The organism is Thalassococcus profundi (genome assembly GCF_003344785.1).
Classification (GTDB): Bacteria; Pseudomonadota; Alphaproteobacteria; order Rhodobacterales; family Rhodobacteraceae; genus Puniceibacterium; species Puniceibacterium profundi.
Genome location: NZ_QPMK01000003.1, coordinates 179,552 through 198,832 on the forward strand (window position 1 = coordinate 179,552; position 19,281 = coordinate 198,832).

Genomic DNA, 19,281 nt, shown 5'->3' on the forward strand with positions numbered 1-19,281 from the left:
GCCTCGGACCGGCTTAGTCGGCCTCTTGCAAGGCTCGCCCGAAGGTCGCCGCCACGAGGTCGAGGATCTCGCGGTGGATCTCGGCGCGTGTCCTCCCGCCGGGATCGGAGCAGATCGGATCCTCGATCCCTTCGTCCAGCGCGATCTCTGCGGCGCCGGGTTTGCAGAGCGGGAACATCGCGTCGTGGCTTGCGCCCTCGATGACCCGGTGCGTGGCATCGGGAATCGCCGCGGCGATGGCATCCGCATGAACGGTGTCCGGGCTGTCCGCAAGCGCGCCGAGGTTGATCAGCGCGACACCGATCCCGATGCCGCCGAAGGACGCGGGGTCAAAGATGTCCGCGGGCGCCGGATCGAGCGCCATGGCGAAGGTGACACGCGGATCGCCGCGGTCGCCACCGGCGGCCTCGCGGTCGAGGGCGTGAAGGTCGACACCGCTCTGCCGCACCCAGGCACAAAGCGACAGGTTGCGCTCGGGCGCGTCGCAGTAGCCTGCCAGCCGCTCCGGGTCGAGCCGGGCGCCGGCCAGCAGGAGCGCGGAATTGCCGCCCATGGACAGGCCGAGGACGCCGATGCGGTCTGCGTCCAGATGCGGGCCGATCTCCGGGTCGCGTGTCACGGCATCCAGCGTCGCCGACAGGTCCGAAGGCCGCAGCCAGAGCTTCATCGTCTTCGCCGCTGACCGGTCGGGGCCGGTGTTGCCGGGATGCCGGGGGGCGGCGACGACGAAACCGCGCGCGGCGAGCGGCGCCGCAAGCCAGGCTGCCGCTTCGGGACGCCCGCCGAGGCCCGCGCCGTGCGATAGCAGGATCAGCGGAAAGGGTCCTTCCGCAACCTCGGCCTCGCGCAGGGAGTCCGTCCCTTGGAAAAAGATGCTGTCGCCAAGGCTGGTCGACGTTCCGCCAGACCCGGCGGGATACCAGACCGTGACGTCGAGGTCGGTGCCGCGTTCCGCCGAAGGGGCGGTCAGTGTGCTGACGCCAGCGATTTCGGCCGCCGCCGCGAGCGGCAGCGACAGGGCGAGGGCGGTCAGGACAGCGCCGGATGTGCGGAGGAAACGGATCGGGGTCATGCGGGCTCTTTCGGCTTTGGCGTCTGCACCCAGTTGCGCCAGTCTGCGGGCAGATTGCAACCGGCAGGTGACAGGCTGGCCCGTGCAAGCGCGCCGCGGCCTGCGCAGGGCCGGACAAAAAAGGCCCCGCACATGGCGGGGCCTTTCGGTCTGCCGGATCGGGCGGCGCTTAGTGCGCGTGACCCTTGTCCCAGTCTTCGCGCTTCGGCAGCTGCTCGAACGTGTGCTCGGGCGGCGGCGAGGGCAGGGTCCATTCCAGCGTGTCCGCATATTCGTTCCACGGGTTGTTCTGCGTGACCCGGGGACCGGAGCGCAGTGCATAGGCCATGACACCGAAGAAGAACAGGAAGGACGCGAAGGACAGGAAGGCACCCCAGCTCGACACGTAGTTCCAGGTGGCGAAGGCCTCCGGATAGTCGATGTAGCGGCGCGGCATGCCCTGGCGGCCCAGGAAGTGCTGCGGGAAGAAGGTGATGTTGGCACCGATGAAGAAGGCCCAGAAGTGCAGCTTGCCCGCCCATTCCGGATACATCCGGCCGGTCATCTTGGGGAAGTAGAAGTATATCCCCGCGAAGATCGCGAACACGGCCCCCAGGCTCATCACGTAGTGGAAGTGCGCCACGACATAGTAGGTGTCATGGTAGGCGCGGTCGATGCCGGCCTGGCTGAGCACGATGCCGGTCACGCCGCCCACGGTGAAGAGGAACAGGAACCCGAAGGCCCAGAGCATCGGCGTCTTGAACTCGATCGAGCCGCCCCACATGGTCGCGATCCACGAGAAGATTTTCACCCCCGTCGGAACCGCGATGACCATTGTCGCCAGCATGAAGTAGGACTGCTGTGTCAGCGACATGCCGACGGTGTACATGTGGTGCGCCCACACGACGAAGCCCAGAGCCCCGATGGCGATCAGCGCCCAGACCATCGGCAGGTAGCCGAAGACCGGCTTGCGGCTGAAGGTGGCGATGACGTGGCTGATGATGCCGAAGCCGGGCAGGATCACGATGTACACTTCCGGATGGCCGAAGAACCACAGGATGTGCTGGTAGAGCACCGGATCGCCGCCGCCCGACGGATCGAAAAAGGTCGTCCCGAAGTTGCGGTCGGTGAGCAGCATGGTGATGGCACCCGCCAGAACCGGCAGCGACAGCAGGATGAGCCAGGAGGTCACGAAGATCGACCAGCTGAACAGCGGCACCTTGAAGAGCGTCATGCCCGGGGCCCGCATGTTCAGGAACGTGGTGATCATGTTGATCGCACCGAGGATCGACGACGCGCCCGAGACGTGCACGGCAAAGATGGCGAGGTCCATGGACATGCCGCCTTCGCGCACCGAGAGCGGCGGATAGAGCACCCAGCCCACGCCGGAACCGAGCTGGCCGTTGCCGCCGGGCGAGAAGACCGAGCAGATCGCGAGCGTGGAGCCCGCGACATAGAGCCAGAACGACAGGTTGTTCATCCGCGGGAACGCCATGTCCGGGGCGCCGATCTGCAGCGGCATGAAGTAGTTGCCGAAGCCCCCGAACAGCGCCGGAATCACCACGAAGAACATCATCAGGATGCCGTGGCCGGTGATCAGCACGTTCCAGAGGTGGCCGTTGGGTGTACATTCGCCGGCCGCCGCCGCGGTCATCCGCGCGCCTTCCATGCACATGTACTGCACGCCGGGCTCCATGAGCTCCAGACGCATGTAGACGGTGAAGGCCACCGAGACAAAGCCCACGAAGGCCGAAACGATCAGGTAGAGAATCCCGATGTCCTTGTGGTTCGTGGACATGAACCAGCGGGTGAAGAAACCGCGCTCGTCATGGTGTTCGTGGCCGTGAACGGCAGCGTCTGCCATATGTGCCTCCAGCTGTTGTGTGTGATCGGGGCGCGCAACATATCGCACGGGCCCGATGTGTTCCCTGCCTCCGTTTTAAGGACAACCGCGCCGAGCGGCAATGACCCGATATGACGCATCCAGCACATTATTGTCGCAGGGCGGGACATTTGACCGGCTGAGGTGCGACCTTTGTCTGAGGGCATGCCGGAAGCGGCCTTGGGGCGCCGTCGGACCGGGGCGCGCGATTCGACCCGTAGGTCTCCTTCTGGTGGGCACCATCTGCCCGTTTTTTTGGCAGGGGCCCCGCTGGTGGTTGCTTTGCGGGCAATTTCTCGCCTGTCGAAAAGGACAGGTCGTGAATTCATGACTTTGACGGCGACCGCGCGCGCGGTATGAGTACCGTGTTCATTGAAAGCCGATGCATCGGCAAAACCATTTTACGGAGACGCACCCATGGCCTATTTTGAGCTGAACGGGAATTTTGCGCGTAGTGCCCGCCGTCGGGCGAAAGCCGGGCGCCCCTCATTCCGGGGTCTTCTGAAACGCCTGATCGAGACACCGTTCGACCAACGCAGCGCCGAGATCGCGGACCAGCTGGACGACTTGCGCTCGCTCAGCGATGCGGAGCTGGAGAAGCGCGGGCTGCGCCGCGAAGAAATCGCCTTTCACGTGTTCGGCTGCCGCGAGGGATAATCGCGAACTGCGCGGCATTGGCCGACGCGGCCAGCCGTCAAAAGCCTGTGGTCAAAATGAAAAACCGGGACGCGCAAACGTCCCGGTTCGGATGTCGACGCTGCAGCCGTCTTAACCGACGAGGCCGCCGTCACTGCGTTTGATCGCGACGATCGAGGAGCGGGCCAGCACACCGTCGCCATCCGGGAAGGGCGCGTCGGGATGCTGGATGCCGGCAAAGAGCGTGCGCAGATCCGACGACCAGGTGATGCCGGTGACCTCGGAGCCCTTCGGGCCGGTCATGAAACGCTCGATCACGCCCGTCGCAGGGTCGCCCACCAGCATCTGGTTGTTGCCCATGCCGGCGAAGTCGCCTTCGTTGCTGTCGTCGCCGTCGGTCTGGATCCAGAGCAGGCCCTTGGTGTCGAACATCATGCCGTCGGGCGAGTTGAAGAGATTGCCCGCGTTGACGTTTTCAGAGCCGGCATAGGCGTCGTCATGCACGGTCGGGTTGCCCGCCATGACATAGAGATCCCATTCGAAGCTTTCGGAGGCATGATTGTCGTCCGCCGGATACCACCGCACGATCTGGCCGTATTCGTTGGCTTCGCGCGGGTTCGGGCCGCCCACCGGCGTCTCGTCGCCGCCGGCATTGGGCGCAACGCCGCGCTTGGAGTTGTTGGTGAGCGCGCAATAGCCTTCGACCGACACCGGGTTGACCGCGACCCATTCGGGACGGTCCATGGTGGTGGCGCCGACCTTGGAGGCGGCCATGCGGGTGAAGACGTGGATCTCGGGCGTGGTCATGCCGGTCGACTCTTCGGTGAGCGCCGCCCAGGTGCCGGTGCCGTCGTCGTTGAAGACCGCGGCATAGAGCGTGCCCTCGTCCAGCAGGGTCGAGGTGCCGCCGCCGGCGGCATAGACGCCGGACGAAACGAACTTGTAGAGGAACTCGCCGCGTTCGTCGTCACCCATGTAGACCACCACGCGGCCGTCCGGAGCGATGGCGCAGGCGGCGTTCTCGTGCTTGAACCGGCCCAGGGCGGTGCGCTTCACGGGCGTCGATTGCGGATCGGCGGGGTCGATCTCGACCACGTAGCCGGCGCGGTAGGGTTCGTTGGGGGTCTGGCTCACGTCGAAGCGCGCGTCGTACTGTTCGTAGGCGTAGCGCGATTCGAGACCGATGCCGTAGCGGTCATAGTCTTCGGGCAGGCTGGCCTCGGGATCGGTGGAGCCGAAGTAGCCGTTGAAGTTCTCTTCGCAGGTGAGGTACGTGCCCCAGGGCGTCTTGCCGGCGCCGCAGTTGTTGAAGGTGCCGAGGCTTTCCGTGCCGGTGGGATCGGCGTTGGTCTTGAGCAGGTCGGACCCGGCGGCGGGCCCGGACAGGCGCATCGGCGTGTTGTGATGGATGCGGCGGTTGTAGGGGCTGTCGACCACGATGGTCCAGCCGCCGTCGCCTTCGGCCACTTCCATCACCGTGACGCCCTGCAGGTTCATCAGCTTCTGCGCATCCTCGGCCGAGGTGACGTCGCCTCCGGTCTGCGGCAGGTTGATGTCGGGGTTCACGTACTCATGGTTCACCGCGATCAGCTGGCGGCCGTCCACGGTGAAAAGCTCCATACCGTCGGTGTTCTCGCCGAATACCTTGTCGGACGAGGCAAGGTCGACGCCGGTTTCGGGATCGAAGGGGGCGGCGTCCGAAAACAGCGGATCGCCCCAGCGCGCCAGGGTCGACCATTCGTAGCCCTCGGGCACGTGCACGGTCGAATCGGTGAAGGCCTGGATCGGGGTGAAGCCGAGGCGGCTGGCGGCGGCCTGCGCGCGGGCGGAGGTCGTGCCCATCAGCGTGCCGGCGCCCATCACAGCGGCGCCCGACCCGAAGGCCAGTACGCCGCGCAGAAAGCCGCGGCGCGACAGCGCGCGTTCGACGACGGCGTCGAATTCGCAGCCTTCGGGGCGCGGGTTCTTGAGTTCGTCCCATTCGTCCCAGCTGAGGTGACGGGTATCGGTGTCTTTCATCGCTCGGTCTCCGTGATGTCTGGCTAGATGACAGCGTGTCGGGCCTTCGCTAGACCGCGCCGGCAACAGATCTGCGACCGCCGGGTAAGAGTTTTGTGACACTCGCGGGAACGTGTCCAGGGGGCCCGGTCCGGGCGCGTTGCCGGATCGCCTATGGGCGATACGAGAGACGCTGTCTCTCGTGCTCTCTGAGGGTTATTTTAAACCGAAGAAGGGGAGGGGGAGTTCTCGGTTCAGTCGCCGAAGACGGTGCCGAAGCTGCGGCGCAGGGCGACGTCCACGTCCTCCATGGCCACCGGCAAGCCGAGGTCGACGAGGCTGGTGACGCCGTGTTCGGTGATGCCGCAGGGCACGATGCCGTCGAAATGCGCGAGATCCGGCTCCACGTTGATCGACAGGCCGTGAAAGCTCACCCATTTGCGCAGGCGGATTCCGATGGCGGCGATCTTGTCCTCTGCCCTGGCGCCGGTGGCGGTCCGCGGCTTGTCGTCGCGTTCGACCCAGACGCCGACCCGGCCCTCGCGGATATGGCCGGTGACGTTGAACTCGGCCAGCGCCGCGATCACCCAGGATTCGAGCTGTTGCACGAAGCGGCGCACGTCATGGCCGCGCTTGCCGACATCGAGCATCACGTAGGCCACGCGCTGGCCGGGGCCGTGGTAGGTGTACTGTCCGCCGCGCCGGGTCATGTGCACCGGAAAGCGGTCGGGATCGCGCAGATCGGCCGGATCGGCGGAGGTGCCGGCGGTGTAAAGCGGCGGATGTTCCAGCAGCCAGATGCATTCCGGCGCCGTGCCCGCGGCGATCTGTGCCGCGCGCGTCTCCATGAAGGCCAGCGCCGCGTCGTAATCCGTCAGCCCGTCGTCCTGTCGCCATTCCACCATGTCGTCCCGCCTTTCGCGCCTCTTCTGCGCCAGATGCGGCGGCTTCGCAAGGGAACCGGGAGGTCGCTTGGTACGTTGACGGCCCAGTGACCAAGCGTCCTCTGCAACCTCTTTTTCGACGCTTTGGGCGTCAAAGGATCCTCATGGGAAACCCACCGCGTGACAACGGCCTCAAGGCGCCGCCGCCGTTGACCGACAACCGCATCTGCGTCCTGATGAACGCAGCCTCCGGCAAGGATGACAAGTCCGAGCAGGCCGAGCGCATGCAGGTGGCCTTTGACCGCTACCCTGGCCGGTTCGAACTGCGGATGCTCGACCGCGGGCAGGGGCTTGCGGATGCCTGCCGGAGGGCGATGAAGGACGGGTTCGGCACCATCGTCGCCGCGGGCGGCGACGGCACCATCGCCGGTGTCGCGGGGCAGCTGGCGCACAGCGAGCGGCGCATGGGGATCATCGCTCTTGGTACCTTCAACTTCGTCGCGCGCGGGCTGGGCATTCCCGAAGATGTCGAAGAGGCGATCGACCTGATCGCCACCGGTGAGGCGAAGGCTATGCCGGTGGGCGAGGTCAACGGGCAGATCTTTCTCAACAACGCCAGCCTGGGCATCTATCCCCAGGTGCTGCGCGAACGCGAAGGCACCTACAAGCGCTGGGGCCGCAGCCGGATCGCGGCGCATTGGTCGGTGCTGGTGACCTTCCTGTCCTTCAGGTCGCCGGTGCGTATGGCGGTGCGGATGCAGGACCGCGAGTTGCGCACCAAGACGCCGCTCGCCTTCGTCGGGCGCAGCGCCTACCAGCTTGAACATTTCGGCCTGGCCGGGGCGGATTGCGTGCGCCGCGGCGAATTCGCCCTGTACCTCGCTCCGGATTGTACGCGGATGGAACTGCTTCTGCGCGCCTTGCGGCTGGCGGGCAAAGGGATGGTGCCCGAGCGCGATTTCGAGCTGATCTGCGGCAAGGAGATCGAGATCGCCACGTCGAAGCCGATGCAGACCGTGGCCATGGACGGCGAACGCATGCGCCTGCGCAGCCCGTTCAGGTTCGTCATGCACGAAAAGGCGCTGAACGTCATCATGCCGGCGGACGCACGCGCGACATGAGTCGCATCGTGCATCTGTCCGACCTGCATTTCGGGCGTGACCGGCCGGAATTGCTGGAGCCTCTGGTGGCCTATGTGAACGGCCTCGCTCCGGATCTCGTGCTGATCTCGGGCGACCTGACACAGCGCGCCCGAAATCACCAGTTCGCCGCGGCCCGACAGTTCATGGACCGGTTGCAGGCGCAGGTTCTGGCGGTGCCCGGCAATCACGACACGCCGCTCGACAACCTCTACATCCGGCTGCTGAAGCCGTGGCGGCGGTTCCGGCGGCACATCGCCAGCGACCTCGAACCCTGCCAGAGCGGCGACAGCCACGTGGTGACCGGGCTCAACACCGCCGATCCCTGGGCTTGGCAGCGCGGCAAGCTGCGCCGGTCCAGCCTGCGGCGGGCCTGCGGCTTTCTCAGCCGCGAGCGCACCGGCGACAAGATCGGGATCGTGGTGATGCATCACCCGCCGGAACATGACGATGCCGCCGGAAACAAGACGCTGATGAAGGGGGCGGCGCGGGGGCTCGAGACGCTGCGCGATTGCGGTGCCGACATCGTGCTCTGCGGGCATCTGCATTCCTGGCGCGTGGCGCCGTTCCGCGCCATGCGGTCGTTGCTGCTGGTGCAGGCGGGAACCGGGCTCTCGACGCGACTGCGCGGAGAGCCAAACGACCTGAACCTTTTGATCGTGCAGGACGGCCGGGTCACGATCGAACGCCATGGCACCAGGGACGCTGATCCGGATTTTCACGTCCTGTCACGCAGCCGATTCCAGAAGCGCGACGGGGTCTGGAACGGCTTGCCCTAGGCGCCGGACAGGCAGCGCGCGGCGGCGAAACCGCGCTCTGCCGGAGGGGCGGAAAAAGCCGCAAGATTCCTCTTCACAACCCCGAAGGCCTCGTCTATACGCGGCCCACCAAGTCAAGACGTGCGGTCGTGGCGGAATTGGTAGACGCGCAGCGTTGAGGTCGCTGTGGGGTAACTCCCGTGGAAGTTCGAGTCTTCTCGACCGCACCATTTTCTCCGTTTTGCAGATAGAACCCTGTCCTGCGCCCTGCGAAGAGCGGGGCTTGTGACGCCTTTCAGGGCCCTCAGGCCGTTGGCAAGGCACTGCGTGTCACCGACCGCACGGCACGAATACGCCTTGCACGCCAAGGGCGTGGCGCATAGAACACCCCAAATTTTCAACGTGCCGGGGCAGGGGCCCCGCGCAAGGATATGGGGAAACGAATGCAGGTCACCGAGACGCTGAACGACGGTCTGAAGCGCGGCTATGCGATCACTGTCACCGCAGCCGAACTGGACGCGAAGGTGGTGGAGAAGCTGAGCGAAGCGCAGCCCGAGATCGAGATGAAGGGCTTTCGCAAGGGCAAGGTGCCGCTGCCGCTGCTGCGCAAGCAATTCGGTCAGCGCCTGCTGGGCGAGGCGATGCAGGAAAGCATCGACGGCGCCATGTCCGAGCATTTCGAGAAATCCGGCGACCGCCCGGCGATGCAGCCCGAGGTCAAGATGACCAACGAGGACTGGAAAGAGGGCGACGACGTCCAGGTCGAAATGTCCTACGAGGCGCTGCCCGAGGTGCCCGAGCTGGACTTTTCGGGCGTCAAGGTCGAGCGTCTGGTGGTCAAGGCCGACGACGCGTCGGTGGACGAGGCGCTGGCGAACCTCGCCGAGACCGCGCAGGACTTCAAGGACCGCAAGAAGGGCAGCAAGGCCAAGGACGGCGACCAGGTCGTGTTCGATTTCGTCGGCAAGGTCGACGGCGAAGCATTCGAGGGCGGATCGGCCGAGGATTACCCGCTGGTGCTGGGCTCGGGGTCCTTCATCCCCGGCTTCGAAGAGCAACTTGTCGGCGTCAAGGCCGGCGAGGAAAAGCAGGTCGAAGTGAGCTTCCCCGACGATTACGGCGCACCGAACCTCAAGGGCAAGGCGGCGACCTTCGACTGCACCATCAAGGCGGTGAAGGAACCGGTTGCGGCGGAAATCGACGATGAACTGGCCAAGAAATTCGGCGCCGAGGACCTTGCCGCGCTCAAGGCGCAGATCGCCGAGCGTCTCGAGGCCGAATACCAGGGCGCCGCGCGCCAGGTGATGAAGCGCAACCTGCTCGACACGCTTGATGGCATGGTGAGCTTCGACCTGCCGCCGAGCCTGGTCGAGGCCGAGGCCAAGCAGATCGCGCACCAGCTTTACCACGAAGAGCATCCCGAGGATCAGGGCCACGACCACGGCGAGATCGAGCCCACCGACGAGCACAAGTCGCTGGCCGAGCGCCGCGTGCGTCTGGGCCTGCTGCTGGCCGAACTGGGTCAGCAGGCCAAGGTCGAGGTCACCGATGCCGAGATGACCCAGGCGATCATGAACCAGGCCCGCCAGTACCCGGGCCAGGAACGCCAGTTCTTCGACTTCGTGCGCCAGAATCAGCAGATGCAGCAGCAGATGCGCGCGCCGATCTTCGAGGACAAGGTCATCGACCACATCGTCGACCAGGCCGAGGTCACCGACAAGGAAGTGTCCAAGGACGAGCTTCAGAAGGCTGTCGAGGCGCTGGAAGAAGACGACGCGTAACGCGCTGTTTAACTTCTGTTTTCCGAAAAGGCCGCCCCATAACGGGCGGCCTTTTTGATGCGCGCGCGCGGCGCGGGCCGGCGAACTGGGACGGATTCGAATTTTCAAGCAGAGTGTGATGGATTATTGGACTTATTGCCGCATCTTATTATCCTACATGCTGGTATGCCGATCACGACCCGGAGACAAAGGGCATGGCCTCACCGCAACACGCCGACAATACCGCTTTCGATGCGCCCGAATGGGGTTTCCTTCGTAGAGACGGGGTCATGGCGGGCGAAATTGCCCGCCATGACTGGAGCAGTACGCCGTTGGGCCCGATCCGGCAGTGGCCCTCGGCTTTACGGATCGCGGTCGGCATCCTGATCTCTTCGGATTTTCCCAAATGCCTCTTTTGGGGGCCGGAAAAGACCATGATCTACAACGATGCCTTCGTCCCGATCCTGGGCCACAAGCATCCCTGCGTCGGGCAGCCGGGGCTGGAGGTCTGGGACGAAGTTCGGGCCGATATCGAGCCGATCATGGATCTGGCGATGGCCGGAGAGTCGACCTTCATCGAGGATTTCCCCCTTCTTATCGACCGGTCCGGCACGCCCGAGGACGCGTTTTTCACCTTCTGCTACAGCCCGGTGCGGGACGAGCACGGGCAGGTCTGCGGGCTTCTGGACACGGTGATCGAGACCACGGCAAAGGTGCGCGCCGAACAGCTTGGAAAACTGCGCAACAAGGAACTGGTGCACCGATCGCGTAATGCCTATGCGCTGGTGTCGGCGCTGATCAACCAGACTTTCCGACGCGCCGAGGATCTGGAAGCGGCGCGCCGGTCGATCCAGTCGCGGATCCAGGCGCTGGTGCGCGCTCAGGACCTGCTGATGGAAGAGGGGATGTCGAAGGGTCTGCTGGGTCGGATCGCCGAACAGTCGCTTGGCGCCTTCCAGACCGAAGGCAAGCGCATCCATTTCAGCGGGCCTGACGTCGAAATCGGCCCGGAACAGACGACGGCCCTCAGCCTCGCGCTGCACGAACTGGGCACCAATGCCACGAAATACGGTGCGCTCAGCGCCGGGTTCGAGGGCCAGGTGTATCTGAGTTGGGGCGTCGAAGGCGCGGCCTTCCGGTTGTCCTGGATCGAAACTGGCGGGCCCGCGGTGACGGCGCCCGGCAGCACCGGCTTTGGCAGCACGATCCTGAGATCGGTCCTGCCCGAGGCATTCGCGGCCGAAGCGACGCTGGATTTCGCCCGGGACGGGTTGCGCCTGTCGCTGCAGGGCCCGGTGTCGGCATTGTCCGGGGTTGCCCATTCGGCGCTGAACTGACCGCGCGGGCGGGGTCTCGCCAACGGAGGATCATCCGCTCACCGGGCATGAAAAAGCCGCGCGGGGTGGGCCCGCGCGGCATGTCGCGCCCGCAGGCGCAACGCGAGGCTTTGCCTCAGCTCTTGTCTTCGTCGTCGGAGCCGTTCTCGTCCGCGCTGTCGGATTCGACACCGGCGGTTTCGGCCAGGTCCTGGTCGTCGGAGGCGGCAGCGCCGATGTCGTCGAACAGTTCCGCGATCTCGAATTCGGCAGCGGCTTCTTCCTCGGCAGCCAGATCCTGGATCGACTTGCCCGACGCCTGAAGCTCGGCCTCTTCGGGCGAGCGGGCGACGTTGAGTTCGATGGTGACCATGACCTCGGGGTGCAGGTGCACCTCGACCTCGTGCAGACCCAGTTCCTTGATCGGGGTGCGGATCAGAACCTGCTTGCGGTCGATGGAATAGCCGGCCTCGGTCGCGGTGTCGGACACGTCACGGGTGGTGACGGAGCCGTAGAGGTTGCCGCCATCGGAGGCGGAACGAATCACGACGAACTGCTGGCCGCCCAGGCGGTCGCCCAGGGCCTCGGCCTCTTTGCGGGTCTCGAGGTTGCGCGCTTCGAGCTGCGCTTTCTGCGCTTCGAAATGCTTGATATTGGCCTCGGAGGCGGTCAGCGCCTTGCCCTGCAGCAGCAGGTAGTTGCGGGCGAAGCCCGGCTTGACGTCGACCACATCGCCCATCTGGCCCAGCTTGGCCACACGTTCCAGAAGGATCACTTGCATGTCAGTATCTCCTTATTTCACGGCGTAGGGCAGCAGGGCGAGGAAACGGGCGCGCTTGATGGCGCGGGCCAGTTCACGCTGCTTCTTGGCCGAAACGGCGGTGATGCGCGACGGCACGATCTTGCCGCGCTCGGACACGTAGCGCTGCAGCAGCTTGGTGTCCTTGTAGTCAATCGCAGGTGCGTTGTCGCCCGAGAAGGGGCAGACCTTGCGGCGGCGGAAAAACGGTTTTGCAGCCATGGGTTATCTCCTCTTCTTCAGGTTCAGTTACGGCGTTCGCGGCGGTCGCCACGGTCACCGCGCTCTTCGCGCTTCTGCATCTGGACCGAGGGGCCTTCCTCGTGTTCGTCGACCTTGATGGTCAGCACGCGCATCACGTCGTCGTGCAGGCGCATCAGGCGCTCCATCTCTTGCACGGCGGTGGCGGGGGCGTCGGTGCGCAGGTAGGCGTAGTGGCCCTTGCGGTTCTTGTTGATCTTGTAGGCCATGGTCTTCACGCCCCAGTATTCGGAGTCGATCAGCTTGCCGCCGTTGTCCGAGAGAACCGTGGTGAAGTGTTCGACAAGGCCTTCGGCCTGGGCGCTGGAAAGATCCTGGCGCGAGATAAAGACATGCTCGTACAGCGGCATGTGGGCTCCGTTCATTTTCGGGCGCATTTCAAAGGGCGAGGCGTTGATCCTTTCGCGCCTGCCCACGAGAGACTGCGCGGTTCATCTGTCTTGCGAAAGGAAGCGCCCGTATACACGGTTTTGGCCTGCGTGCAAGCGGCGCGGCAGCTTTGACGGGCCGGGGCGGGCGCCCACAGCATTTCCCCCTTCGTGCCGTATTCGTGCCGTTATGCACCGCAATTCTTGCCGGCACCGAATTCAGCCCCCGACGAGCCGGAGACCCGAGATGAGCGTGACATCGACAGACCTGCCCGAGGCGACAGACGCTGACCACGCACGCCCGGCGCTGCTGACCCGGCTGGTGCTGGGCATCACGGGCTGGTCGCTGCTGTTTTCGGCCTTCGGGCTCTGGGCCGTGCCGGGCAGCGCCAACGTCCCCGAGCTGTCGCTGATGAAGCTGGGCGTGTCGATCTTCATGCTGATCGGCGGCATGTGCTGCATCGTGAGCACCCGCCCGGTGCGCTGATCCGGGCCTTCAAGGCCGATTGGCCGGGCGCCGAAGCAGGCCGTCGCGGGGGCGCGGGCCGCGGCCTGTTCAAAATCCCACAGCCGCTGTTTGCAGAAACGTGATTGAAAGACAGGGGGGCGTGCCCCAGTTCCTTGGCCAAGCAAACCGCTTGATCCAAATGGGAGTACCCCGAATGAAACGTCTTCTTCTTGCCACCACCCTGATCGCCGCCCCGATGACCGCCATGGCGGAACCCGAGGCCTATACGCTCGACAGCAGCCACAGCCAGATCGTCTTCAGCTATGATCACCTGGGCTTTTCTACCGGCTACGGCATGTTCTCGGGCTTCGAGGGCGAGATCATGTTCGACCAGGAAGACCCCGCCAACTCCTCTGTCGAAGTGTCGATGCCCCTGATGTCGATGATCACCGGCTGGGAAGCGCGGTTCGAGCATTTGATGTCCCCGGATTTCTTTGACGGTCAGGAAGGCGACATGATCACCTTCACATCCACCGGCATCGAGGTCACCGGTGAGGACACTGCCAACATCACCGGCGACCTGACCCTGAACGGTGTCACCAAGGAAGTCGTGCTGGACGCCACGCTGAACCAGGTGGGCCAGCATCCGATGGAGGAAAAGCCCTGGGCCGGCTTCAGCGCCACCACGACCCTGCTGCGCAGCGACTACAATGTCGGCGCCTTCGCCCCCTTCGTCAGCGACGAGGTGCAGGTCGAATTGTCGGTCGAGGCGATGAAGGCCGAGTAAGCGGCGCCTCACGGCAACCATTGACCCCGGTGCAGCGATGCGCCGGGGTTTTTCATGCGCGGTACGGGCGTTTGCAAGCGGCGTCGCGTGCTCTAGGAAAGGTGTGAAAGACAGGAAAGGGAGAGAGCGCATGCAATGGGCACGGGGCAAGTCGGCGGACGGCACGGTGATCACCGGGGTCGTGGAGGACGGGATGCTGCATCCGCGCGCCGCTTTGGGATCGGCGGACGCGGCGGGCGAGGCCGTAGCGCTCGAGACGCTGGAGATGCTGGCGCCGGTGCAGCCGGGCAAGTTCATCGGGCTCTGGAACAACTTCCACGCCGCGCGGGAAAAGCAGGGGCTGGAGGTGCCGGAGCATGTGCTTTTCTTCCTGAAACCCGCATCGTCCGTCGCTGGTCCCAGTGCTACGGTGAAAATCCCCGAGGGCGTCGGCCGGGTCGTCTACGAGGGCGAACTCGGTATCGTCATCGGCAAGAACTGCGCCAATGCAACGGTCGACGAGGCAGAGGACGCGATCCTCGGCTACACCTGCATCAACGATTTCACCGCGATCCAGGTTTTGACCGCTGACGACAGTTTTCCGCAATGGACGCGCGCCAAGGGCTACGACGGCTTCGGCGTCATCGGCCCGGTGATCGAGACCGATCTCGACTGGTCCAGCGTCAGCATCCGCGTCGAGGTCAACGGCCGTGAACGCCAGAACTACCCCGCGTCGGACATGATCAAGCCGCCGGCACAGATCGTGTCGGAGCTGTCGCAGGACATGACCCTGCATCCCGGCGACGTGATCGCCTGCGGCACGTCCGTGGGCGCGCTGCCCGTGAAGGCCGGGCAGGAGGTCGAGGTGCTGATCGACGGCATCGGCGGGGTGAAGGTGACGATGGGCTAGAGGGCAACGAGTCCCCGATGCTCCCACCCGAAGTCAAGGTCGCTTGCGACCGCCGGGCAGCGGCAGTCAGCCCGTCGCACCAAAGGTGCGCAGTCATTGATCGGCTCGCCTGTGGCGAGACGGGCTGCCGAATTGTTTAAGTTCGGTGCTGAATTTCAGTGTTTTTCGGGAGTGGCCAGCATCAAGCGCTCCGCGGCGGCGTTAGCGCGGCATCTCGCTGGCTGCCGTCGGCCGTTGGGAAATGTCCACCGCACTGACGGCTCCGGCGCGTCAAGATATCTACTGCGCTACCGCTCCAGCGCGTCGAGGTAGATGCGCACCGCTTCCTGGATATGCCGGAAACGGTCGCCGCCCAGATGCTTGCCGCCGAACCAGCGGGTCACGACGATGACGTGGCCCACCAGCCCTTCGCGTTCGAGCATCCGCAGGATCACCATCCCGGCGCCGGCTTCGCCGTCGTCGTTCTTGACCGGGCCGTCCGGCGTCAGCAGGCCCCAGCTGTGATGCGTCGCCTTGGCGAATTTCTTGCGCCGCATCAGTTCCTTGACCAGCGCCTTGGCGTCGTCTTCGGACGCGCAAGGTCCGCCCGAGACGGCGTATTTCGACCCGCGGTCGCTCAGGATGTTTTCCAGCACCAGCATGGGGGCAGGGCATAGGGGCCGGCGCGCCGGCCCGCAAGCCTCAGTCCGTGACGCGCGTCGCCGTCAGCGCCACGTCGACACCGACGTCAAAACCCAGCTGGCTGCCGTCGCTCATGTTCTGGCCAACGTTGAAGTCGCGCCGGTCGAGCGTCAGGCGCCCGGCCATCTCGGCGGTGTCGCCGTCAAGGCGCAGCTGGAACGGCAGGGTGACCGGCACGCTCTGGTCCTTGACGGTGAGCGTGCCCTGGGCCTCGTAGCCGTCCTCGACCTTCAGGATGTCGGCGTCGAAGGTCGCGGTCGGAAACTGCTCGACATTGAAGAAATCCGCCCCCATCGCCTGGCTCGTGACCGAGCCGAGCGTCAGCGATCCGATCGAGACGGTCACAGACACCTCGCCGCTTTTGCCCGGCGCGTCCTGCTCTTCGAAGGTGATGTCGGCGGTCCAGTCGGAAAAGCTGCCGGTGACCTCTGAGCCCATCTGCGTCACGGTGATGGACAGGGTGCCGTCCTGCACCAGCCAGTCGCTCTCGACCTCCTCGAGGGCCGCGACTTGCGCGGCCGAGGCTTCGTGCTGGAAGACGCCCAGCCCCGCGCCGATACCGATGGCAGCGGCCCAGACGACAAGGGCCGAGGCAAGGGGCACGGCCTTGCGGTGTCCGGCATTGGGATCGCCTGCCGTCGTCCGCCCGAACCACATGCGCCGCAGGGTGGCGTCGCGGTCGACGAAGTGATGCTTGAGCGCGCCAGCCACGTGCAGGAGCAGCGACACGATCAGCACCCGTTCGAAGACGATGTGCAGCGCCGCCGTGACCGCGGCCCAGCCTTCGTCCTTGGGGACGAAGGGCAGCGACTGCCCGAACGGCCACCAGATCGGCGCAAAGCCGGTTGTGGCCGAATGGTGCATCCAACCGGTGAGCGGCACCAGCACCAGCGATCCGTAAAGCAGCCAGTGCACCGTCTCCGCGGCCCAGGATTCGGCCTTGCGCTCGGGATGCAGCGGCGCGGGCTTGGGCTGGGTCAGCGCCCAGAGGATGCGCAGGAGGGCGGCGAAGAAGATCGTCACGCCCAGCGTCTTGTGCATGGAAAAGAGCCAGGCCTTGGTCGCCAGTTCTTCGCTGGTATCGAGCGGCGCATCGTTGGCAAGGATGCCCAGCGGGATCGCCGCGACGATGCCAAGCGCAATGATCCAATGCAGCGTCTTGGTGACGGTGCCGTAGCGGGTGGCGGTGTTGGTCAGGGCCATGCGGTGTCTCCGGCGGCGTGTCTGGTTTGCGATCTACCTAGCGGATGCATCCGCGGCTGCAATCCTGCAGCGGCGCACAGCCGCCGTGCAGCGCGTGTCGCGGCGGCTTGCACGTTGCACAGCGCCGCGCGGACCGCTAGCAAGGGCGCTACAAAGCGAAACGGACCATGTGGGAGGCAAGATGAGCCGTGCATTCGTATTCCCCGGGCAGGGCGCCCAGGCGATCGGCATGGGCCGCGACCTGGCAGAGGCCTATCCGGCCGCCCGCGCGATTTTCGAAGAGGTCGACGAGGCCCTGGGCGAAAGCCTCAGCGGGCTGATCTGGGATGGCGAGGCCGAGGTGCTGCAACTGACGCAGAACGCCCAGCCGGCGCTGATGGCCACCTCGCTGGCGGCCATGCGCGCGCTCGAGGCCGAGGGCATCGACGTCTCCGCGGCCTCTTACGTTGCCGGGCATTCGCTGGGGGAATATTCCGCCCTGACCGCCGCCGGCGCCCTGTCGGTCACCGATGCGGCGCGGCTCCTGCGGCTGCGCGGCCGCGCCATGCAAGAGGCGGTGCCGGTCGGCGTGGGTGCGATGGCGGCGATCCTCGGGCTCGATTTCGACGCCGTGACCGGAATCGCGGCCGATGCGGCAGAGGGCGAGGTCTGTGCCGCAGCCAACGACAACGACCCCGCGCAGGTGGTGGTGTCGGGCCACAAGGCCGCGGTCGAACGCGCGGCGGAACTCGCCAAGGCCCGCGGCGCCAAGCGGGCGCTGCTGCTGCCGGTGAGCGCGCCCTTCCATTGCGCCCTGATGGCCCCGGCGGCAGAAGCGATGGCCGAGGCGCTGGCGGAGGTGCGCATCGAAACCCCGCGCGTGCCCGTGGTGGCCAATGTCATCGCCGAGGGCACCGACGATCCGGCCCGCATCCGCACGCTGCTGGTCGAACAGGTGACCGGCGCCGTGCGCTGGCGCGAGTCCGTGGCCTGGATGACCGGGCAGGGGGTCAGCGAATATTGGGAGATCGGCGCCGGCAAGGCGCTGTCGGGCATGGTCCGCCGCATCGAGCGCGAGGCCGCCACCCGGTCCGTTCAGACCGCCCAGGATGCGAAGGCCGCGGCCGAGGCGTTGATCTAGACCACATCCGCCGCAGCAGGCGCGGCACCAGACGGCAAGCAAAGGAGAGACCATGTTTGATCTGACAGGCAAGGCGGCGCTGGTGACCGGCGCCTCGGGCGGCATCGGCGGGCAGATCGCCCGGGCACTGCACGACGCGGGCGCCACGGTGGGCCTCAGCGGCACCCGGACCGAACCGCTCGAGGCTCTGGCCTCGGAGCTGGGCGACCGTGTCCATGTGCTGCCCTGCAACCTCTCCGACCCCACCGCGGTGGCGGTGCTGCCGAAACAGGCGGTCGAGGCGATGGGATCGGTGGACGTGCTGGTCAACAACGCCGGTATCACCCGCGACAATATCTTCATGCGCATGTCCGACGACGAATGGCAGTCGGTGATCGACGTGAACCTGACCGCCACCTTCAAGCTCTGCCGCGGTGTGCTGCGCGGCATGATGAAGGCGCGCTGGGGCCGGATCGTCAACATCAGCTCGGTCGTGGGCGCCGTCGGAAACCCTGGCCAGGGCAACTATGCCGCCGCCAAGGCCGGCATGGTCGGCATGTCGAAAAGCCTGGCCTACGAGGTCGCGACCCGCGGCATCACCGTCAACGCGGTGGCACCCGGCTTTATCGAGACGGCGATGACCGACAAGCTGACCGACGATCAGAAGTCCGGCATCCTTGGTCAGATCCCCGCGGGGCGCATGGGCACGCCCGAGGAAATCGCCGCTGCCGTGCTTTATCTTTCCAGTCCCGAGGCCGCCTATGTCACCGGCACGACCTTGCATGTGAACGGCGGCATGGCCATGCTGTAACTCGCTGTCGCGCGGCCCGTGGGAAAGCGTTTGCCAACGCCTGCCCATGTGCTATAGGCGCGTCAGTCCGGGAATTGGCGCAGCTTCTGCGCCGATCCTATCCCGCTCTGCGGGCAGAACGAACCGCCCGCGAGGGCACGTAAGACGCCACCCCGCAGGGGCGAGGGCAAACCTGGGCCGCAGGGTCCGACAAGACAACGAGGAATTCAGAATGAGCGACGTCGAAGAACGCGTGAAGAAGATTGTGGTGGAGCACCTCAGCGTTGACGAGGAAAAGGTGACGGAGAATGCCTCCTTCATCGACGACCTGGGCGCTGACAGCCTCGACACCGTGGAACTGGTCATGGCCTTCGAAGAAGAGTTCGGCATCGAGATCCCCGATGACGCGGCCGAGACCATCCAGACCTTCGGCGACGCGGTCAAGTTCATCAAGAACGCCTGATCCCTTCGGATCATCCTTTCTGAACGGCGTCTTCCCTCGCGGGGAGGCGCCGTTTTTCTTTGCCCTGGT

20 protein-coding genes and 1 tRNA gene are annotated in these 19,281 nt (G+C 65.5%); 12 read left to right on the forward strand and 9 right to left on the reverse strand.

Annotation, left to right across the window (positions count from 1 at the left end; all coding sequences use genetic code 11):
* Positions 1-13 precede the first annotated feature (13 nt).
* Together DU478_RS05135 and ctaD are read right to left on the reverse strand one after the other, a co-directional pair.
* Positions 14-1,072 (reverse strand): alpha/beta hydrolase family protein, encoded by a 1,059-nt coding sequence (locus tag DU478_RS05135; protein ID WP_114509874.1) that lies wholly within the window; start codon positions 1,070-1,072, stop codon positions 14-16.
* Positions 1,073-1,241: 169 nt separating this feature from the next.
* Complete coding sequence (gene ctaD / locus DU478_RS05140) at positions 1,242-2,915, reverse strand: cytochrome c oxidase subunit I (protein WP_114509875.1); 1,674 nt, start codon at positions 2,913-2,915, stop codon at positions 1,242-1,244.
* A gap of 435 nt (positions 2,916-3,350) precedes the next feature.
* Between ctaD and DU478_RS05145 the strand changes: the two genes are divergently transcribed.
* Entirely contained in the window at positions 3,351-3,590 is a 240-nt protein-coding gene (locus tag DU478_RS05145; protein WP_114509876.1) for a hypothetical protein, read from the forward strand.
* Positions 3,591-3,701: 111 nt separating this feature from the next.
* Here DU478_RS05145 and DU478_RS05150 read toward each other — a convergent pair whose 3' ends face one another.
* Entirely contained in the window at positions 3,702-5,588 is a 1,887-nt protein-coding gene (locus tag DU478_RS05150) for a PhoX family protein (protein WP_114509877.1), read from the reverse strand.
* 233 nt (positions 5,589-5,821) lie between these two features.
* Positions 5,822-6,505, reverse strand: coding sequence for a lipoyl(octanoyl) transferase LipB (gene lipB, locus DU478_RS05155; protein ID WP_267897091.1), 684 nt, complete (start codon positions 6,503-6,505; stop codon positions 5,822-5,824).
* Between the two features lie 110 nt (positions 6,506-6,615).
* Between lipB and DU478_RS05160 the strand changes: the two genes are divergently transcribed.
* From DU478_RS05160 to DU478_RS05180, 5 genes are all read left to right on the forward strand, one after another.
* Positions 6,616-7,572, forward strand: a complete 957-nt coding sequence (locus DU478_RS05160) for a diacylglycerol/lipid kinase family protein (protein WP_114509879.1) — start codon at positions 6,616-6,618, stop codon at positions 7,570-7,572.
* Positions 7,569-8,369, forward strand: coding sequence for a metallophosphoesterase family protein (locus DU478_RS05165; RefSeq protein ID WP_114509880.1), 801 nt, complete (start codon positions 7,569-7,571; stop codon positions 8,367-8,369). The genes DU478_RS05160 and DU478_RS05165 overlap by 4 nt, the downstream gene beginning before the upstream one ends.
* Positions 8,370-8,491: 122 nt before the next feature.
* A tRNA-Leu gene (locus DU478_RS05170) sits at positions 8,492-8,578 on the forward strand.
* Between the two features lie 213 nt (positions 8,579-8,791).
* Positions 8,792-10,129, forward strand: coding sequence for a trigger factor (gene tig, locus DU478_RS05175; RefSeq protein ID WP_114509881.1), 1,338 nt, complete (start codon positions 8,792-8,794; stop codon positions 10,127-10,129).
* A gap of 194 nt (positions 10,130-10,323) precedes the next feature.
* Positions 10,324-11,445, forward strand: a complete 1,122-nt coding sequence (locus tag DU478_RS05180; RefSeq protein ID WP_114509882.1) for a sensor histidine kinase — start codon at positions 10,324-10,326, stop codon at positions 11,443-11,445.
* A 115-nt stretch (positions 11,446-11,560) separates the two neighbouring features.
* On the opposite strand, the gene rplI is transcribed toward DU478_RS05180, so the two are convergent.
* The 3 genes from rplI to rpsF are packed head-to-tail and all read right to left on the reverse strand — an operon-like array spanning position 11,561 to position 12,834.
* Positions 11,561-12,205 carry a 50S ribosomal protein L9 gene (gene rplI, locus DU478_RS05185; protein ID WP_114509883.1) on the reverse strand — a complete coding sequence of 215 codons (645 nt, stop codon included), beginning with the start codon at positions 12,203-12,205 and terminating at the stop codon, positions 11,561-11,563.
* Between the two features lie 12 nt (positions 12,206-12,217).
* A complete protein-coding gene (gene rpsR, locus DU478_RS05190) occupies positions 12,218-12,445 on the reverse strand; it encodes a 30S ribosomal protein S18 (RefSeq protein WP_114509884.1) in 228 nt (75 codons plus the stop codon).
* Positions 12,446-12,468: 23 nt separating this feature from the next.
* Positions 12,469-12,834 (reverse strand): 30S ribosomal protein S6, encoded by a 366-nt coding sequence (gene rpsF, locus DU478_RS05195; protein WP_114509885.1) that lies wholly within the window; start codon positions 12,832-12,834, stop codon positions 12,469-12,471.
* 265 nt (positions 12,835-13,099) lie between these two features.
* Here rpsF and DU478_RS05200 point away from each other — a divergent pair, with 265 nt between their 5' ends.
* From DU478_RS05200 to DU478_RS05210, 3 genes are all read left to right on the forward strand, one after another.
* Positions 13,100-13,339 carry a hypothetical protein gene (locus DU478_RS05200; protein ID WP_114509886.1) on the forward strand — a complete coding sequence of 80 codons (240 nt, stop codon included), beginning with the start codon at positions 13,100-13,102 and terminating at the stop codon, positions 13,337-13,339.
* Positions 13,340-13,514: 175 nt separating this feature from the next.
* On the forward strand, positions 13,515-14,087 hold the full coding sequence (locus tag DU478_RS05205) for a YceI family protein (protein WP_114509887.1): 573 nt from the start codon (positions 13,515-13,517) through the stop codon (positions 14,085-14,087).
* Positions 14,088-14,217: 130 nt separating this feature from the next.
* Positions 14,218-14,976 carry a fumarylacetoacetate hydrolase family protein gene (locus DU478_RS05210; protein WP_114509888.1) on the forward strand — a complete coding sequence of 253 codons (759 nt, stop codon included), beginning with the start codon at positions 14,218-14,220 and terminating at the stop codon, positions 14,974-14,976.
* A gap of 287 nt (positions 14,977-15,263) precedes the next feature.
* Here the strand turns inward: DU478_RS05210 and DU478_RS05215 are convergent, their stop codons facing one another.
* The gene (locus DU478_RS05215) at positions 15,264-15,617 is read right to left on the reverse strand and encodes a YigZ family protein (protein ID WP_114509889.1); all 354 of its coding nucleotides are present in this window, start codon (positions 15,615-15,617) and stop codon (positions 15,264-15,266) included.
* Between the two features lie 40 nt (positions 15,618-15,657).
* On the reverse strand, positions 15,658-16,860 hold the full coding sequence (locus DU478_RS05220) for a cytochrome b/b6 domain-containing protein (protein WP_114509890.1): 1,203 nt from the start codon (positions 16,858-16,860) through the stop codon (positions 15,658-15,660).
* Between the two features lie 181 nt (positions 16,861-17,041).
* Between DU478_RS05220 and fabD the strand changes: the two genes are divergently transcribed.
* From fabD to DU478_RS05235, 3 genes are all read left to right on the forward strand, one after another.
* Positions 17,042-17,980 carry an ACP S-malonyltransferase gene (gene fabD / locus DU478_RS05225; RefSeq protein WP_114509891.1) on the forward strand — a complete coding sequence of 313 codons (939 nt, stop codon included), beginning with the start codon at positions 17,042-17,044 and terminating at the stop codon, positions 17,978-17,980.
* 52 nt (positions 17,981-18,032) lie between these two features.
* Positions 18,033-18,770 carry a 3-oxoacyl-[acyl-carrier-protein] reductase gene (gene fabG / locus DU478_RS05230; RefSeq protein ID WP_114509892.1) on the forward strand — a complete coding sequence of 246 codons (738 nt, stop codon included), beginning with the start codon at positions 18,033-18,035 and terminating at the stop codon, positions 18,768-18,770.
* Between the two features lie 211 nt (positions 18,771-18,981).
* Positions 18,982-19,212, forward strand: a complete 231-nt coding sequence (locus DU478_RS05235; RefSeq protein ID WP_114509893.1) for an acyl carrier protein — start codon at positions 18,982-18,984, stop codon at positions 19,210-19,212.
* Positions 19,213-19,281 lie beyond the last annotated feature (69 nt).

What these genes read in the sequence shown, in the direction of transcription:
- DU478_RS05135 (WP_114509874.1), bottom strand. Translation starts at nt 1,072, where the DNA reads ATGACCCCGATCCGTTTCCTCCGCACATCCGGCGCTGTCCTGACCGCC.
- ctaD (WP_114509875.1), bottom strand. Translation starts at nt 2,915, where the DNA reads ATGGCAGACGCTGCCGTTCACGGCCACGAACACCATGACGAGCGCGGT.
- DU478_RS05145 (WP_114509876.1), top strand. Translation starts at nt 3,351, where the DNA reads ATGGCCTATTTTGAGCTGAACGGGAATTTTGCGCGTAGTGCCCGCCGT.
- DU478_RS05150 (WP_114509877.1), bottom strand. Translation starts at nt 5,588, where the DNA reads ATGAAAGACACCGATACCCGTCACCTCAGCTGGGACGAATGGGACGAA.
- DU478_RS05160 (WP_114509879.1), top strand. Translation starts at nt 6,616, where the DNA reads ATGGGAAACCCACCGCGTGACAACGGCCTCAAGGCGCCGCCGCCGTTG.
- DU478_RS05165 (WP_114509880.1), top strand. Translation starts at nt 7,569, where the DNA reads ATGAGTCGCATCGTGCATCTGTCCGACCTGCATTTCGGGCGTGACCGG.
- tig (WP_114509881.1), top strand. Translation starts at nt 8,792, where the DNA reads ATGCAGGTCACCGAGACGCTGAACGACGGTCTGAAGCGCGGCTATGCG.
- DU478_RS05180 (WP_114509882.1), top strand. Translation starts at nt 10,324, where the DNA reads ATGGCCTCACCGCAACACGCCGACAATACCGCTTTCGATGCGCCCGAA.
- rplI (WP_114509883.1), bottom strand. Translation starts at nt 12,205, where the DNA reads ATGCAAGTGATCCTTCTGGAACGTGTGGCCAAGCTGGGCCAGATGGGC.
- rpsR (WP_114509884.1), bottom strand. Translation starts at nt 12,445, where the DNA reads ATGGCTGCAAAACCGTTTTTCCGCCGCCGCAAGGTCTGCCCCTTCTCG.
- rpsF (WP_114509885.1), bottom strand. Translation starts at nt 12,834, where the DNA reads ATGCCGCTGTACGAGCATGTCTTTATCTCGCGCCAGGATCTTTCCAGC.
- DU478_RS05200 (WP_114509886.1), top strand. Translation starts at nt 13,100, where the DNA reads ATGAGCGTGACATCGACAGACCTGCCCGAGGCGACAGACGCTGACCAC.
- DU478_RS05205 (WP_114509887.1), top strand. Translation starts at nt 13,515, where the DNA reads ATGAAACGTCTTCTTCTTGCCACCACCCTGATCGCCGCCCCGATGACC.
- DU478_RS05210 (WP_114509888.1), top strand. Translation starts at nt 14,218, where the DNA reads ATGCAATGGGCACGGGGCAAGTCGGCGGACGGCACGGTGATCACCGGG.
- DU478_RS05215 (WP_114509889.1), bottom strand. Translation starts at nt 15,617, where the DNA reads ATGCTGGTGCTGGAAAACATCCTGAGCGACCGCGGGTCGAAATACGCC.
- DU478_RS05220 (WP_114509890.1), bottom strand. Translation starts at nt 16,860, where the DNA reads ATGGCCCTGACCAACACCGCCACCCGCTACGGCACCGTCACCAAGACG.
- fabD (WP_114509891.1), top strand. Translation starts at nt 17,042, where the DNA reads ATGAGCCGTGCATTCGTATTCCCCGGGCAGGGCGCCCAGGCGATCGGC.
- fabG (WP_114509892.1), top strand. Translation starts at nt 18,033, where the DNA reads ATGTTTGATCTGACAGGCAAGGCGGCGCTGGTGACCGGCGCCTCGGGC.
- DU478_RS05235 (WP_114509893.1), top strand. Translation starts at nt 18,982, where the DNA reads ATGAGCGACGTCGAAGAACGCGTGAAGAAGATTGTGGTGGAGCACCTC.